The sequence below is a fragment of the Limnobacter sp. G6BE5S genome, from assembly GCF_058448965.1.
The window spans coordinates 108407-123614 of record NZ_JBZFLM010000006.1 but is presented as its reverse complement, the minus strand read 5'-3'; the positions used below and the strand labels follow the sequence as shown (position 1 = coordinate 123614).

Here is a 15208-nt window from a genome sequence, read left to right as displayed (position 1 = left end):
ACCGAAGTGCACATTGTGTCAGCTTAGGGCAATATCAAACTCATCGATTTCGTTTTAAGGACACCTGATGCCCCACATTACCCTGCTTGCCCAGCAAGCCAAAGCCGTCCAGGTTCGCAATATTTTTTGTATTGGTCGCAATTACGCGGCACACATTGCAGAACTGGGCAATCGCCCTGAAGAAGACCCGGTGGTGTTTATCAAGCCCACCTCGGCCCTGCACCCGCCCGGTACGCCGATCGTGTTGCCTGCGCATTCCAGCGATGTTCACTACGAGGCAGAATTGGTTTTGCTGGTGGGGCAAGGCGGAAAAAACATTGCAGAGGACAAAGCCTTGAAACACATTGCGGGCTATGGTCTGGGGCTGGATTTGACTGCCCGTGATTTGCAGAGCAAAGCCAAGCAAGGTGGGTTACCTTGGGCGGTCGCCAAGGGTTTTGATTGTGCGGCCACGGTGACCCAGTTTGTTCCTGCCGAGCACATTGAGCATCCCCATAATATTGAGTTTCAAATGCATTTGAATGGGCAAATTCGGCAGCACGGCGATGTGCGAAAAATGTTGTTTCCGATTCCATTCATTGTGCGTTATTTAAGCCAGGTGTTTACCTTGCAGGAGGGGGATCTGATTTTTACCGGAACTCCTGAGGGCGTTGGGGCTCTAAAAACCGGCGATTTGGCTCGATTGGTGCTGCCGGGTCTTATAGATACAGAATTTAACGTGGACTGATTCAATGCAAAAATTTCGAACCAATTATTTGTTGGGCGCACTGCTGGTGAGTTGTTCCGTCGTCATTGCGGCATGCAGCGACAAGCCTGCTGAGGTTGCCCAGCAAGGCGATAACTTTGTCGAGGTGTGGAAAACACCCACCTGTGGTTGCTGCTCGGAGTGGGTTGAGCACCTGGAAGAAAATGGCTTTACCGTGAAGGTGAATGATGTACAAAACACGGATTCTTTCCGGGCAGCTTTGGGCATGCCGCAGCAATACGGCAGTTGCCACAGCGCCAAAATTGCGGGCTACGCCATCGAGGGCCATGTGCCAGCAGATGACATCAAAAAACTGTTGGTCGAGAAGCCTGCCAATGTGGTGGGGTTGTCGGTGCCCGCCATGCCCATAGGTTCGCCCGGCATGGAACACCCAGATTACCCCAGCAAACGCGCCGAATACGACGTGTTGCTGGTGAGTAATCAAGGCGAAGTCCGTTCATTCAATCATTACAGCGCACGCAATTAACCGTTCTTTTGCGTTTGAATGCACTCAACATCAATGCCAAGACTGCCAGACCAGGCAGCGTAGTTGAACCGCCACCACCTGATTGACCATCGAGGAAAGAGGCCGTTTCTGCCATATTGTTTTCGCTCGGTTCCAAGTCGGTTGGGTTTTCCGTGTCTGTGTTGGCAAGCTTCAGCTCGCCGGCCAATGCCTGGAATTGAAAATCTGTCAGTTGTAATTGGGTGGGGCCGATGTGAACCAATTCCAGAGATGCCAAATGTTCAAAGTTCACACCTTGAAAGCTGGCCAGTGGTAAACGAACCATGTTCAACAATGTTTTGGCGCCTTCAGTATTCAGTGGGTCGCCAGGTGGAAGATACAAGGCGTTCGAATAACTGGAAATTTCGATTGCCGCACTTTGCCCAAAAGTGTCGGTCAGGATTGCGTGCATCTCGGGTGCAGAGGTCAATGGGTTGTTCTCGGAGGTTTTTACCGGTATGCCAACCCGAAAAGTAAGACTATCGTAAGCAGTTACATCCAAATCATTAAGGATCGTTTTGAACTGCGATTCACTGTTGTCTGACTCTAGATACAGTTGCCCACTGGTTGCCCAGGTGCGAACACTTGGACAGCCCGTGGAATTCACACTGCCCGAGTCATTTCTTGTTGAACAAAATTCAAAACGGTCTGCGTCGCTTGTGCTGTTCGCGCCACCCAACTGATTCATTGTCAGTGATAGGGATGTGCTGGTGTTGTCTATTTCCAAGCGTTGTTGTTTCGGGGTTTGAATGCTTAGATGAACTCGATCGTCGCAGCGTTGCCCTGAGTTTGTCGACTGCACTGGGCATGCATCGGCCGGAAGACTGGCCATACCCGACCAGTATGACGAGAAGATTGTCTCGTTTCCGAGAAAATGACGAAAGAAGGAGGACATCAAAAATTCACCATGGCGGCGCTGATCAATGGGATCGTCACGGCCGCTATTTTCAGCGTTGCTGCTACACCAGGGGTCTTGATTGGAATAATCGTCTCCAGACCACGTGGTGTTGTAAAAATTGTGGTTTGCACCCATGGCTACAAGCTGGAACTTTCTGCTGGGAGTTGTCTCTTCCAGGTTGCGACTTTCGTCATACATGAATGCACCTTGAAGGTTGGATACGTCACCGTCGCAATAAGGTAGCAACACTGCGAAAGTTGTATTTGGCGCATTGATGAAGTCAAAATTCGTGGGAGCCAAAGCAAAAACGGCACGAATGTTGTGTGGTTGATTAAATGTACTACCAGCGGGCCTTAATTCACCCACTTCAATCGTCGGTCCTCGCGCTTGATTGACGCTTAGCACATGGGTTACACCTTGACCACCTCGAGAGTGGCCCATTAAGCCCACTTTGGTCATGTCAATTTTTCCACGAAGACTGGCAAACAAGTAAGGTTGATCCAACTTGCTGTAAAAACCGGTTTCATTGATTTCTCGGAGTATGTCGAGGTGATGCAGAATCAATTCAGACCGAGCTTGAACTCCGGCATCACCTGCCAAATCTTTGTCATTTACATCGTTGGCGTTAATCGACACCACTACATAGCCATGTGCAGCCAAATTTCTGGCCATGTAGTCATATCCCTTGTAGCTGTCCACCGACTTGATCACGTTTACTGGCTGGCCCAGCACTCTGGGTAATTCAAGATCGCATTCGCCAGTACTTAAAAACTCGTTACCCAAATAGCTGCAGGTTACGTGGCGGCCATGCAAATAAAGCACCACTGGAAAGGGCCCATCTCCGTCCAGTGGGTAGCGCACCAGTGCATTCACGTCTGCGTTGTAGGCAATGCCTTCGGGATCTGTAACGATGATCTGTGAGGATCGATAATCCAGGGGTTCAGACACACGTGAGGCCCCGGCTTGTTCGCGTACACTGGGTGCAATATCCTGCTGTTGTAAATTGCTGCTTGCTGCACCAAATGCAATCAGCCCACTCAGTGCAAGGGGCACAACAAGTGCGCAGGAAATAGAGAATCGTGTGGGTTTATTACTTAGCATTGCACCAACTCCAATCAAAAGTAATCAAGTTGCCGTCGGTAAGACTTGGCATTCATCAGATTTACTTTTGTTGCGGTGCAAAACCTGTGCCTTGCTTGTAGGTGCGAGACTCTAAGAATATTAACTATCTCTCGCGCATATCGCTGGGGCTTTTGCCAAACCAGCGTTTGCAGGCCCGGCTGAACGCAGACGCATCGGAAAAGCCAAGGTCCAGCGCGATGGCGGTCAAAGAATCCCCGCTTTGTTTCAGGCGGCGCGTGGCTTCGCTTTGCCTGATTTCATCCACAATCCCCGCCAGGTTGGTGCCTTCGTCCGCCAGCTTGCGTTGCAGGTTCCGGGCACTCATGTTCATGTAGGTGGCTGCGTCTTCAATACTGGGTGCACCTTGGGGCAGGTGGTTAGCGACCCAGTCACGTAATTTTCTGCTCACACTGTTTGCGGGTTTCAGTCTGTCGATTGCGGCTTGGCTGGCTTGGTCCAGGTGTTCTGCAATCAAGGTGTTGGCGCCTTTAAGCCGGGTACGCACCATGGTGAGTTCATACACAATCCGCATGGTGTTGCAGCCAAACGTCAGTGGTGCTGCAAAGCTTTTCTCAAAAAAGTCCAGGTTGCCCGCTTGGGGTGCGGGGCGGCTTAGTTCAACACGCAGCGGTACCAGGCTTGCGTCGCCCAATCCTTTGCCTGCATTGGCCAGCAGGCACAAAAACCCATCGGTCGATTGGTGCGCGGGTTGTGTATCATCTTTAAGTTTCAATTCGACAACAAATTCGCGTTCAGTGCTGAGCAGCTCAATTTCGCTGGCATCAGTGACCAGGTCGACAAATCGGCGCATGCGACCAAAAGCCTGTTCCAGGGTTTCGCTGGCCATGACACTCAAGCCCACGGCATGAAACGTGGCCGGGGTAATGTGTCGAATGGCCTTGATGCCCAGTGTTTCGTCGCCAGTAAGGGCCACTGCTTTTTGCCAAAGCAGGGTGGTTTGGGGCACGGGGTAGCGGGCCTCAGGCGAGTCCAACAGATCAAAGTCCAACCCAGCCTCGCTAAACAGGGCATGCGCATCGCAGCCTTGATGTTCAATTTCGCGGGCAAGGCCGCGCATCCAACTGGCTAGGGCCGTTGGCGTGTTGCCGGGTAGGTTGGACGCTTTACTGGTCACTTTGTTGGTCATTGAGTGCTTATTTTGGCGTCGAAAGTCATGGGCTTGGCGTTTCAGAACAAGCTTTACTGCACAACTCCAAGCATACTTCAATCACGAAAAGCCAAAACAGAAAGAGGCAAGAGTATGTCAAGTTTGAGTGAAAAGCTGATGAGCCAGCCGGCAAAAGCCGAAGGTGGTTCACGAATCAAGCAGAACAACATCAATGCGCAAGATCAAAAGCGCATTGCCGCAATCAAGACTGCGGTGCTTGCGGAAGGCGATCGAATTCGCGCCAAGTACCCGATTTTGCGACATCAAGACGCCATCGGCATGGCCATTTTGTTGTTCTCCATGGGCGGTGCCGTGCTGACAGGCTGGGCATACCTGGAGGGCGTGCTGGCCTGGTATGTAACTATTCCTGTGATTGCGATTTTCCTGAGTTTCACGCATGAATTGGAACATGACCTGATCCACTACATGTATTTCCGCAAGAACAAGTTCATGCACAACTTGATGATGGCTTTGGTATGGATTTGCCGCCCCAGCACCATCAACCCCTGGTTGCGCCGCCACTTGCACCTGCACCACCACAAACACTCCGGCACAGAAACCGATCTGGAAGAGCGTGCCATTACCAACGGCGAGCGTTTCACCCCCCTGCGTTTGTTGATGATGCTGGATTTGGAGCTGAGCGTGGTGTTGCGCATCATGAAGGTGCCCAAGCACTTGCGTTTGAAGGCATTGATGCGCGGTGCGATTGGTAACTTCCCGCTGGCTTCGATTTTTTACATTGGCTGGCACGCCTACGTGGCTTACTGGGCAGTGGAAGCGGCGGCCTGGGCGGTTGGTTACAGCGTACCTTGGCCCGCGTTTGTAACGCCTGAACTGGTGGCCACAGCGAATACGGTTGCTGTGCTGATTTTCGCCCCCAACCTGTTGCGTTCGTTCTCGATCAACTTCATCAGCTCGAACATGCACTATTTCGGTGACATTGAAGACGGTAACTTCGTACAGCAGTGCCAGGTGCTGAACAGCAAGTGGTTCATTATCCCCCACCTGTTCTGTTTCAACTTTGGCTCGACTCACGGTATTCACCACTTTGTAGTGCGAGATCCCTTCTACATCCGTCAAATGACTGCCAAGAAGGGCCATGAAGTCATGCGTGAAAACGGCGTTCGATTCAACGACCTGGGCACCTTTAAACGGGCCAATCGCTGGTCCGTCAAGGAGCAGGGTCAACAAGAGGCAGGATACCAGGCCGCTTAAGAGCCTGTTGATCCAAAACCGCCCTTTGCTAGAGGGGGGCGGCGTAGTTCTAGTGTCATTGGCTGAATTCTTATTGGGGCAGCCTACTCCGTCGACACGAAGGGCGCTTTTCGAAAGGAAAGCGCTCTTTTTTTGTCTTTGAAATTCATGGTGTTGGAGTTCTTCTGCCTTCCATCTTATAATGGGGGGTTTTTCGTTTGTATTTGCGGGTGTAGCAGAAATGCCAATTTATGCGTATCGCTGTGAAGCGTGTAGCTTCGAAAAAGACGTGTTGCAAAAACTGAGCGATGCACCTTTGACCCAGTGTCCAAGTTGTGGTCAAAGCAGTTTTGCAAAGCAGGTGACTGCAGCAGGCTTTCAATTGAAAGGCTCGGGGTGGTATGTGACTGACTTCAGGGGGGGCAGCGGTGCATCGTCGGCCGCTGGCCCAACAAGTGGTGCGTCTGCTGCGGCTGCGACACCAAGCACCAGCCCGCCCTCAACCACGGCGCCCAGTACAGATGCCAGCTAAGACCACAACCAAGTCGTCGGCCAAGCTGCCTGAACGGGTCTTGAACTCAGACATCATCAAAAAATACCTGCTGACAGGTTTGTTGATCTGGGTGCCCTTGGGCATCACCCTGTGGGTGTTGGCTCTGGTGGTGGGTTTAATGGATCAAACCCTGATGCTGTTGCCCGATGCGCTGCACCCCAGGGTTTGGCTGGGTGTGCACATTCCGGGTTTGGGTGTCATTCTGACCCTGGCTGTGTTGTTGGGCACAGGCGTACTGGCAGCCAATTATTTTGGTGCTTGGCTGTTCAAGGCCGGGGATTGGGTGTTGTCGCGCATTCCCTTGTTCAAAATCGTGTACAACAGCGTGAAACAGGTGTCCGATACGCTGTTAAGCTCGTCTGGCAAGGCATTTACCCGTTCGGTGCTGGTGCCGTATCCGCACCCCGGAGTTTGGGCGTTGGGGTTCGTGACCGGAACACCGCCGCCCAGCCTGCTTGAAAACCTGAATGATCAAGGCCCGCTGGTGTCGGTTTATGTGCCCACATCGCCCAGCCCCGCCTCGGGATACGTGATCATGGTGCCCGAAAAACTATTGCGCCCGTCCGGTTTGTCTGTGGACGAGGCCTTGAAGTACATTGTGTCGCTGGGGGTGGTAACACCTTCGGACGACGTGTTGGATCAACCCATTAAACAAGACTGACATTCATGAAAATGCGTACTGACTATTGTGGCAATGTGTCACAGGCCTACTTGGGCCAAACCATTGCCCTGTGTGGCTGGGTGCAACGTCGTCGAGACCACGGCGGTGTTATTTTTATTGATCTGCGTGACCGTGAGGGTTTGGTACAGGTGGTGTGCGATCCCGACCTGGCTGAGGTATTTGCGACCGCAGAAACCCTGCGCAACGAATTTTGTGTGCGTGTGGAAGGTTTGGTGCGCGCCCGCCCTGAAGGCACTGAGAACAGCAACCTGAAAAGCGGCGCTGTGGAACTGTTGTGCAAGGGACTGGAAATTCTGAATGCATCAGTGACTCCTCCTTTCCAGCTCGACGACGAAAATCTTTCAGAGACCACGCGCCTTACGCACCGAGTTCTCGATTTGCGTCGCCCGCAAATGCAGAAAAACCTGATGCTGCGTTACAAAGTGGCCATGGCCATTCGCAACCACCTTGACGCACAGGGTTTTGTTGATATTGAAACCCCCATGCTGACCAAGAGCACGCCTGAAGGCGCGCGCGATTACCTTGTGCCTTCACGCGTGCACGCTGGCGAGTTTTTTGCCTTGCCGCAGTCGCCCCAGCTGTTTAAGCAAATGTTGATGGTGGCGGGTTACGACCGTTACTACCAAATCACCAAATGCTTCCGTGATGAAGATTTGCGCGCAGATCGTCAGCCTGAATTCACCCAGGTGGACATCGAAACTTCATTCCTTGGTGAGCAGGAAATTCGTGACCTGTTCGAGGACATGATCCGCAAGGTGTTCAAGCAAACCATGGATGTGGAATTGCAAAACCCCTTCCCCGTGATGCCCTACAGCGAAGCGATGGCGCGTTTTGGTTCAGACAAACCTGACCTGCGCGTAAAAATGGAATTCACTGAGCTCACCGACATCATGAAGGATGTGGATTTCAAGGTGTTCTCTGGCCCGGCCAATATGGACAATGGCCGCGTGGTGGCCTTGCGTGTGCCGGGCGGTGCTGAAATTCCTCGCTCTGAAATCGACAACTACACCAAGTTTGTGGGCATTTATGGTGCGAAGGGCTTGGCCTGGATCAAGGTGAACGAATTGGCCAAGGGCCGTGACGGCCTGCAATCGCCCATCGTGAAAAACATTCACGACACAGCCTTGAATGAATTGCTCAAGCGCAGTGGTGCCGCCGATGGCGACATTCTGTTCTTCGGTGCCGACAAAGCCAAAGTGGTGAACGACGCAATCGGTGCCCTTCGCTTGAAGATTGGTCACAGCGAATTTGGTCAGAAAGTAGGCTTGGTGCAAGGCCGGTGGGAACCACTGTGGGTGATCGACTTCCCGATGTTCGAACTGGATGAGGAAGCCGGTCGCTGGGTGGCGTGTCACCACCCCTTTACCAGCCCGAAAGACGGCCACGAGGACTACCTGACCACGGACCCCGGCAAGTGCATTGCCAAGGCCTATGACATGGTGCTGAACGGTTGGGAATTGGGCGGTGGCTCGGTACGTATTCACAAGGAAAAAGTACAAAGCAAGGTGTTCCGTGCTTTGAATATTTCCGAAGAAGAAGCGGCAGCCAAGTTTGGTTTCTTGCTCGATGCCTTGCAATACGGTGCGCCACCCCACGGTGGTTTGGCGTTTGGCCTGGATCGCATTGTGACCATGATGAGTGGCGCAGAAAGCATTCGTGACGTAATCGCTTTCCCGAAAACGCAGCGCGCGCAGTGTTTGTTGACCCAGGCACCAAGCCCTGTGGACGAAAAGCAGTTGCGTGAATTGCACATTCGCCTGCGTCAGGCCGAACCCAAAAACGTGGCTTGATCACCAAGGACAGCGCACTTTGAGCGGTCAAAAAATCCCTGTGTCGGTGCTGGTCGTGATGGTCAGCCCTCGCGGGGATTTTTTATTGATTGAACGGGCTGACAAAGCCGGGTACTGGCAATCAGTGACCGGCAGTCTGGATTTTCCGGATGAATCACCGCTGCAAGCCGCAGTGCGTGAACTGGCAGAAGAAACCGGCTTTGAGGCCACGCCCACGGCAATTCCCACGGTGCTGGATGCTGATGCGGGCGAGTTGCTCAAGCCTGGTTTGCTCAGGCCTTGGCCTTACAGCTTGCAGTATGAAATTTTTGAGCACTGGCGACACCGCTACCCGGCAGGTGTGACCCACAACACTGAGCATTGGTTTGTGGCCTGTGTGCCCGATGGTTTCATCCCCCGGCTGGCCGCAAACGAACATGTGGGGTATGCGTGGTTGAATGCAAACGAGGCCGCAGAGCGGTGCTTTTCACCCAACAATGCACAAGCCATTCTCGAGTTGAACCAGAAGCTTCAAGGCAAGCGAAGCTGAAAATACAAAGGAGCCGCGAAGGGCCCCTTTTTTCATATACGGTATATAGCTGCTGCAAGAAACGGTTTTAAACTGCTTTAAGAGTTTCAATATTTACGCACTGAGTTTAGGGGTAACCCTAATTGGGGGGCAATACCCTGTGTTTGTGACATGACTTGAATTGACTTGGTAATTTACTGATTTATTTTCTAGGTATTGCATGTAATGCGACTTCGAATTGCGACCTACAACATTCACAAGGGGGTCATGGGCCTGCGAAAACCCGCCCTGACCATTCATGCCTTGCGTGAACAAATCCATGCCATGGATGCCGACCTGGTGTTTTTGCAAGAGGTGCAAGGTCGGCACGACCGGCATGCGGGCAAGTTTGAACACTGGCCCGAGGGTGGGCAGCACGAGTTTCTTGCCCAGTCGCCTTCAGCCATCGATGATTTGCTGGGCCATGCAAGTCAGCAATATTTCACTGCCTATGGCATGAATGCCGTGTATTCGCACGGGCATCATGGCAATGCTTTGTTGTCTCGATACGAAATTGAGTGGATGCTGAATCAGGATGTGTCCGATCATCGTTTGGAGCAACGCGGTTTGTTGCATTGCTGCGTTAAAACGCCCGCAGGCCCCATTCACGCCATGGTGGCGCATTTTGGGTTGTTGTACCGCAGCCGCGTGCGGCAGGCGAGCAAGCTGATTGAACATGTGGGCACCCATGTACCTGCGGGCATGCCCTTGGTGGTGGCAGGCGACTTCAATGACTGGCAGCGCCGCCTGGGTCCAATTTTGCAGCAAGGTTTGAAGGCCGAGGAAGTCATGCCCTTGGACAAAAACAATCGCTTGGCCCGGGTGGGCAGTTTTCCCAGTCGCTTCCCCGTGTTGGGGCTAGACCGTGTATTTGCCCGTGGCTTCAACGTGCACGAGGCCACGGTGCTTCATGGGCCAGCTTGGGCCAAGTTGTCCGACCATGCACCTTTTGTGGTCGATCTGGAGTGCGCATGGTGTTGAACCTGTTGCCAGCAGCCGCACCCGAGCGGGAGGGCAATGCGGTTGAATTGCTGGTGGGGGGTGAACAGCTGTTTCCGCGTGCGCTTGATGCGATTGAGCGTGCCAAACATTCTGTGTGCATTGAAACCTATATTTTTGCGAACGATTCAATTGGCGAGGCTTTTTGCAAGGCCATGTGCCGGGCGGTAGCGCGTGGCATCGAAGTGCGTTTGGTGCTTGATGGTTTTGGTGGGCAAGAGGGCGTACGCACCTGGGTGCCCGACTTACAGCGGCACGGTGTGCATGTTCGCGTTTTTCGGCCTGAAAGAATGTCGTTCAGGCTCAATCCGAAACGGCTTCGCCGCATGCATCGAAAAATAATTGCGGTTGACAGCGAAATCGCTTTTGTTGGCGGCATCAATCTGATTGATGACTTGAACCATGAAGGGGAACGCGACGAACTGTTAAGAGCCACAGAGCGGGCGCAACAGAAAAGAAAGCCGATTTGGGGCGCATCGGGTGGAATGCGAGAACAGGCCATGGTGGTAAACACTGATTTGCTGGATCAAGAAACACTGGGGCCACGCTATGACTTTGCCGTGCAGTTGCAAGGCCCTGTGGTGCAAGACGTTTGGCACAACATGGAGTGGTTGTGGCTGCAAATTGGTCCGGGTGGACGGGTAACCGATACCTTTAGGTCAAGCTGGTGGAAAGACCGGGTGGAGCAGTTGCAAGATACCATGGCGCGCCAGCGCTCAACGCCCAAACCCAAACCGCTTGGCAAAGTGAAAGCCCAACTGGCCGTGCGCGACAATTTCCGTTTGCGCAGGCGAATCGAACGCGCCTATGTTCAAGCCATTGGCAATGCGCAACGTTCGGTCATTCTCAGCAATGCTTACTTCTTACCCGGTCGTAAAATGCGCAAGGCCTTGCTCGCAGCGCGTGCGCGGGGCGTGCATGTTCAATTGTTGCTGCAAGGGCGTGTGGAGTATCGCTTTCAGCATTACGCCACGCAAAGTTTGTATTCCAGTTTGTTGGCCGCTGGCGTGGACATTTATGAATACTTGCCCGGTTTTTTGCATGCCAAAGTGGCGGTGGTGGATTCAAACTGGGCCACAGTGGGTTCGTCCAACCTGGACCCTTTGAGTTGTTTGTTTGCCCGTGAAGCGAACGTGATTGTTTACAACCGGGAATTTGCAAGCGCGCTGCGCGAAGAATTACTGAAATCAATTCAAAATGACAGCCGGGAAATTCAGGCCCATGAACACGCACAGCGCCCCTTGAAAGAGAGGGTGTTCAGTTGGCTGTGTTATAAATTAATGCTCTTGGCTGTTTTCCTGGGTGATTTTGGCAGCCGGTATTAGTTGTTGATTTTGAAGGTTGTGCAGCATGGATTTGGTGGTGAGTCGCCCCGAAGGTTTGTATTGCCCCCAAGGCGATTTTTACATTGACCCGTGGCGCAAGGTAGACCGCGCAATCATTACCCATGCGCATGCAGACCATGCCCGTGTGGGGCACAACCACTACCTGTGTGCGGCGCGTGGCGAGGGTGTGCTGCGCACCCGCTTGGGCAACATTTCACTCGACACGCTTCCCTACGGTGCCAGCACCCTGCACAACGGTGTCAAAATTTCATTGCACCCGGCCGGGCATGTGTTGGGTTCGTGTCAAATCCGTTTGGAATACCAGGGCGAAGTGTGGGTGGCCAGTGGCGATTACAAGGTAGCCCCTGATTTAACCTGCGACGCATTCGAACCCGTGAAGTGCAACACTTTCATTACGGAATCCACCTTTGGTTTGCCCATTTACCGTTGGCGCAGCGATGCTGAAATTTATGCCGAGATAAACGCATGGTGGGCTGCCAATGCCGCACAGGGCAAGGCCAGCGTGTTGTACGGCTATTCGTTTGGCAAGGCGCAGCGAATACTGGCGGGTGTGGATTCAAGCATTGGTCCCATTGTGTGCCACAGCGCTTGCGAGGGCTTGAACAAAGCCTATCGCGATGCAGGTGTGAAGCTGCCCGATACTTTCACCGTGAGCGAAGTGCTCGACAAGTCGGTTTATAAAACCTGCCTTGCCATTGCCCCACCCGCAGCCCAAGGTGCTGCCTGGATGAAGCGGTTTGGCAATGCGTATTCCGATGCGTTTGCATCGGGCTGGATGCAGTTGCGTGGCGGGCGCAGACGCAGCAATGTGGACCGGGGGTTTGTGATGTCTGACCACGCGGACTGGCCTGGCCTGATGCGTGCCATTGGTGCCACCGGTGCGGAGCAGGTGATTGTGACTCACGGCTACGTGCAGGTGATGGTGCGCTGGCTGCAGGAACAGGGATTGAATGCCCGCGCGTTTGCCACTGAATATGGTGGTGAGGGTGAAGGCGAGGTGCCCACCGCATGAAGCAGTTTGCGGAATTGTTTGCCGAACTGGATGGCTCCACCTCAACCTTGCACAAGGTGCAGGCTTTGCGCCGTTACTTTGAACACGCACCCGCCGAGGATGCTGCATGGGCTGTGTATTTTTTGTCGGGCGGCAAACCCAAGCGCACCGTGCCCACCCGCACCTTGCGTGAGGTGGCTTTGCAGGTCAGTGGTTTGCCCGACTGGTTGTTTGAAGAAAGTTACCAGGCTGTGGGCGATTTGGCTGAAACGATTGCTCATGTGTTGCCAATTGCACCGACACTGGCTGGCCAGTCGCAAGGCTTGGCCTGGTGGATGCAGCACCGAATTTTGCCCCTGCGCACGCTGCCCGATGAAGAACGGATTGTCGCCGTGCAAGCCTGCTGGAATGAGCTGGCAGCCAATGAACGGTTTCTGTTTGTGAAGCTGGTGGGCGGTGGTTTTCGTGTGGGTGTTTCCAAGTTGTTGGTGACCCGCGCACTGGCCGAATGTGCAGGGTTGGATGCCAAGCTGGTGGCCACCCGCATGATGGGGTTTGCCGATGCCAGCAACCAGCCCACGGCCGAGCAGTTCAAGGCTTTGCTGGCTGCACCAAGTGAAAGCAGCACCGGTCAGGACTCAAGCCGTTTGGGTCAGCCCTTGCCTTTTTTTCTGGCGCACCCCTTGCAGGAAGAACCTGAAAATTTGGGAGCGCTTGCGGACTGGTTGGTGGAATGGAAATACGACGGAATTCGCGCCCAAGTGGTGAAAGAGGGTGGGCAGGTGTGGGTGTGGTCGCGCGGCGAGGAGTTGGTCAGCGAGCAGTTTCCGGAGTTGCAGGAAGCCTTCGCACATTGGCCCGACGCTTGTATTCTGGACGGTGAAATACTGGTGTGGCAGGGTGGTTCGCCCGCAGGCTTCAATGCCTTGCAGGGGCGCTTGAATCGCAAAGTGGTCAGTAAAAAATTGATGGCAGATTCACCCGTGGTTTTTTTGGCTTACGACCTGCTTCGCTTGAACGCAATGAACACAGTGAACCAAACCCAGCTGCAACGCAGAACTGTGCTGGAGGAATTTTATGCCTTGCATCATGAGCAAAGCACTGTGAATTCCATGCCGCGTTTGTTGTTGTCGCAACGCGTGTGCGCTGCAAGTTGGCAAGAACTGAAATTGCTTCGGGAAGAAAGCCGCGCCAGGGGTGTGGAAGGCTTTATGTTGAAGCACTGTGATTCCCGCTATGGGGTTGGCCGAACCAAGGCAGACGGCCTGTGGTGGAAATGGAAAATCGACCCCATGACCGTAGACTGTGTGTTGGTGTATGCGCAGCGCGGCCACGGCCGCCGTGCCAGCCTGTACACCGATTACACCTTTGCTGTGTGGGAAACACCGCCTGCCAGTGCAGCGCAGGCGCAAGAAGTGGCGCAGGCGATTGCAAACGGTGAAAAAGTTGAAGACACGGTGGCGCGTGGTTTGCCCCGTTTGGTGCCGTTCGCGAAGGCGTATTCGGGCCTGACCGATGAAGAATTCAAAGAAGTGGATCGCGTGATTCGAAAGCACACCGTGGACAAGTTTGGCCCGGTTCGCACTGTGGTCCCAGTGCTTGTTTTTGAGCTGGGCTTTGAAGCCATTTCCCGTTCCACGCGTCACAAAAGTGGCGTGGCTGTTCGTTTTCCACGTATGCTTCGCATTCGCCATGACAAACCTTTGCATGAAGCCGATCACCTTGCGGTGCTCGAGGCTTTGTTGCCCCCGGAGAATGTAGTTTGAATCCCGAAAACAGTCGCCTGCTGGGTATCGATTTTTCCAGCAGTCCCACCAAGAAAAAACCGATTGCAGTGGCCGTGGGCCAGTGGCAGGGTGCGGTGTTGGCGGTCGATGAACTCATGTCGCTGACCACGCTGGGCGAGTTCGAAACCTTGTTGAAAGAAGGACCGCAGGCGTTCGGAAAACTGGAGCGCGCAGCAGGTCCCTTGGAGCAGTTGGGTTTTGTGGCTGCCATTGACATGCCTTTTGGTTTGTCGCGCAAATTGGTGGAGGGTTTAAAGTGGCCAGGCGCGGGGCGTACTGACTTTTTGGCTTGGGAAAAACTGATCAATTACTACAGTGCTTTGAGTCGCGAGCAAATTCGCGCCACTTTCAAGGCGTGGTGCGATGCACGCCCCGCCGGGCACAAGTTTGCACACCGGGAATGCGATGCCCCGGCAGGATCTTCCCCTTCCATGAAATGGGTAAACCCACCGGTGGCTTACATGCTGCACGCCGGTGCACCGTTGTTGATGAAAACCGGTGTTCACATACCGGGCATGCAACGGGGCGACAAAACCCGCGTGGCCCTGGAGGCCTACCCTGGCTACTTGGCCCGAAAGGTGTTGAACCGGGCCAGCTACAAAAGCGACGACCCCAAGAAGGACACGGCCGATCGACGTATGGCCCGCTCTGAATTGCTGTGTGCTTTGGAAGAGGGCATGTTGTTTGGCATCAAGGTACAGGTGCGCCCATATTTGCGTGCGAAGTTGCTCGATGATGTCAAAGCCGATCACCTGGATGCGGTGCTGTGTTGCCTGGTGGCGGGTTGGGCAGCCAAGCGGGCTGAATCCAGTTTTGGTTTGCCCAAATTGATCGATCCCGTAGAGGGTTGGATTGCCGGGGTTCCGCCAACGGTTTAATGG

14 protein-coding genes are annotated in these 15208 nt (G+C 53.7%); 12 read left to right on the top strand and 2 right to left on the bottom strand.

The window, feature by feature from the left end:
- Positions 1-67: 67 nt before the first annotated feature.
- Complete coding sequence (locus tag ACVL1J_RS12065) at positions 68-727, top strand: fumarylacetoacetate hydrolase family protein (RefSeq protein WP_341236913.1); 660 nt, start codon at positions 68-70, stop codon at positions 725-727.
- 4 nt (positions 728-731) lie between these two features.
- Positions 732-1232 (top strand): DUF411 domain-containing protein, encoded by a 501-nt coding sequence (locus ACVL1J_RS12060; RefSeq protein ID WP_341236912.1) that lies wholly within the window; start codon positions 732-734, stop codon positions 1230-1232.
- Here ACVL1J_RS12060 and ACVL1J_RS12055 read toward each other — a convergent pair.
- Together ACVL1J_RS12055 and ACVL1J_RS12050 are read right to left on the bottom strand one after the other, a co-directional pair.
- Positions 1207-3249 carry an alpha/beta hydrolase gene (locus ACVL1J_RS12055; protein WP_341236911.1) on the bottom strand — a complete coding sequence of 681 codons (2043 nt, stop codon included), beginning with the start codon at positions 3247-3249 and terminating at the stop codon, positions 1207-1209. The two genes, ACVL1J_RS12060 and ACVL1J_RS12055, sit on opposite strands and share 26 nt — an antisense overlap.
- A gap of 124 nt (positions 3250-3373) precedes the next feature.
- Positions 3374-4417, bottom strand: a complete 1044-nt coding sequence (locus ACVL1J_RS12050; RefSeq protein WP_341236910.1) for an AraC family transcriptional regulator — start codon at positions 4415-4417, stop codon at positions 3374-3376.
- 114 nt (positions 4418-4531) lie between these two features.
- On the opposite strand from ACVL1J_RS12050, the gene ACVL1J_RS12045 reads away from it, so the two are divergent.
- From ACVL1J_RS12045 to ACVL1J_RS12000, 10 genes are all read left to right on the top strand, one after another.
- Positions 4532-5653 (top strand): fatty acid desaturase, encoded by a 1122-nt coding sequence (locus tag ACVL1J_RS12045; protein ID WP_341236909.1) that lies wholly within the window; start codon positions 4532-4534, stop codon positions 5651-5653.
- Between the two features lie 220 nt (positions 5654-5873).
- The gene (locus ACVL1J_RS12040) at positions 5874-6164 is read left to right on the top strand and encodes an FmdB family zinc ribbon protein (protein ID WP_341236908.1); all 291 of its coding nucleotides are present in this window, start codon (positions 5874-5876) and stop codon (positions 6162-6164) included.
- Entirely contained in the window at positions 6154-6846 is a 693-nt protein-coding gene (locus ACVL1J_RS12035) for a DUF502 domain-containing protein (RefSeq protein ID WP_341236907.1), read from the top strand. The genes ACVL1J_RS12040 and ACVL1J_RS12035 overlap by 11 nt, the downstream gene beginning before the upstream one ends.
- A gap of 5 nt (positions 6847-6851) precedes the next feature.
- On the top strand, positions 6852-8657 hold the full coding sequence (gene aspS, locus ACVL1J_RS12030) for an aspartate--tRNA ligase (RefSeq protein WP_341236906.1): 1806 nt from the start codon (positions 6852-6854) through the stop codon (positions 8655-8657).
- Between the two features lie 19 nt (positions 8658-8676).
- Positions 8677-9186, top strand: a complete 510-nt coding sequence (gene nudB, locus ACVL1J_RS12025; protein ID WP_341236905.1) for a dihydroneopterin triphosphate diphosphatase — start codon at positions 8677-8679, stop codon at positions 9184-9186.
- Positions 9187-9390: 204 nt separating this feature from the next.
- On the top strand, positions 9391-10185 hold the full coding sequence (locus ACVL1J_RS12020; protein WP_159568989.1) for an endonuclease/exonuclease/phosphatase family protein: 795 nt from the start codon (positions 9391-9393) through the stop codon (positions 10183-10185).
- On the top strand, positions 10176-11528 hold the full coding sequence (locus tag ACVL1J_RS12015) for a phospholipase D-like domain-containing protein (protein WP_341236904.1): 1353 nt from the start codon (positions 10176-10178) through the stop codon (positions 11526-11528). The genes ACVL1J_RS12020 and ACVL1J_RS12015 overlap by 10 nt, the downstream gene beginning before the upstream one ends.
- 25 nt (positions 11529-11553) lie before the next feature.
- Positions 11554-12561: a ligase-associated DNA damage response exonuclease gene (locus tag ACVL1J_RS12010; RefSeq protein ID WP_341236903.1), complete on the top strand. Its 1008-nt coding sequence runs from the start codon at positions 11554-11556 to the stop codon at positions 12559-12561.
- Positions 12558-14306 carry a cisplatin damage response ATP-dependent DNA ligase gene (locus ACVL1J_RS12005; RefSeq protein ID WP_341236902.1) on the top strand — a complete coding sequence of 583 codons (1749 nt, stop codon included), beginning with the start codon at positions 12558-12560 and terminating at the stop codon, positions 14304-14306. Before ACVL1J_RS12010 ends, ACVL1J_RS12005 begins: the two co-directional genes overlap by 4 nt.
- Complete coding sequence (locus ACVL1J_RS12000) at positions 14303-15205, top strand: DUF429 domain-containing protein (RefSeq protein WP_159568985.1); 903 nt, start codon at positions 14303-14305, stop codon at positions 15203-15205. The genes ACVL1J_RS12005 and ACVL1J_RS12000 overlap by 4 nt, the downstream gene beginning before the upstream one ends.
- The last annotated feature ends 3 nt before the right edge of the window (positions 15206-15208 follow it).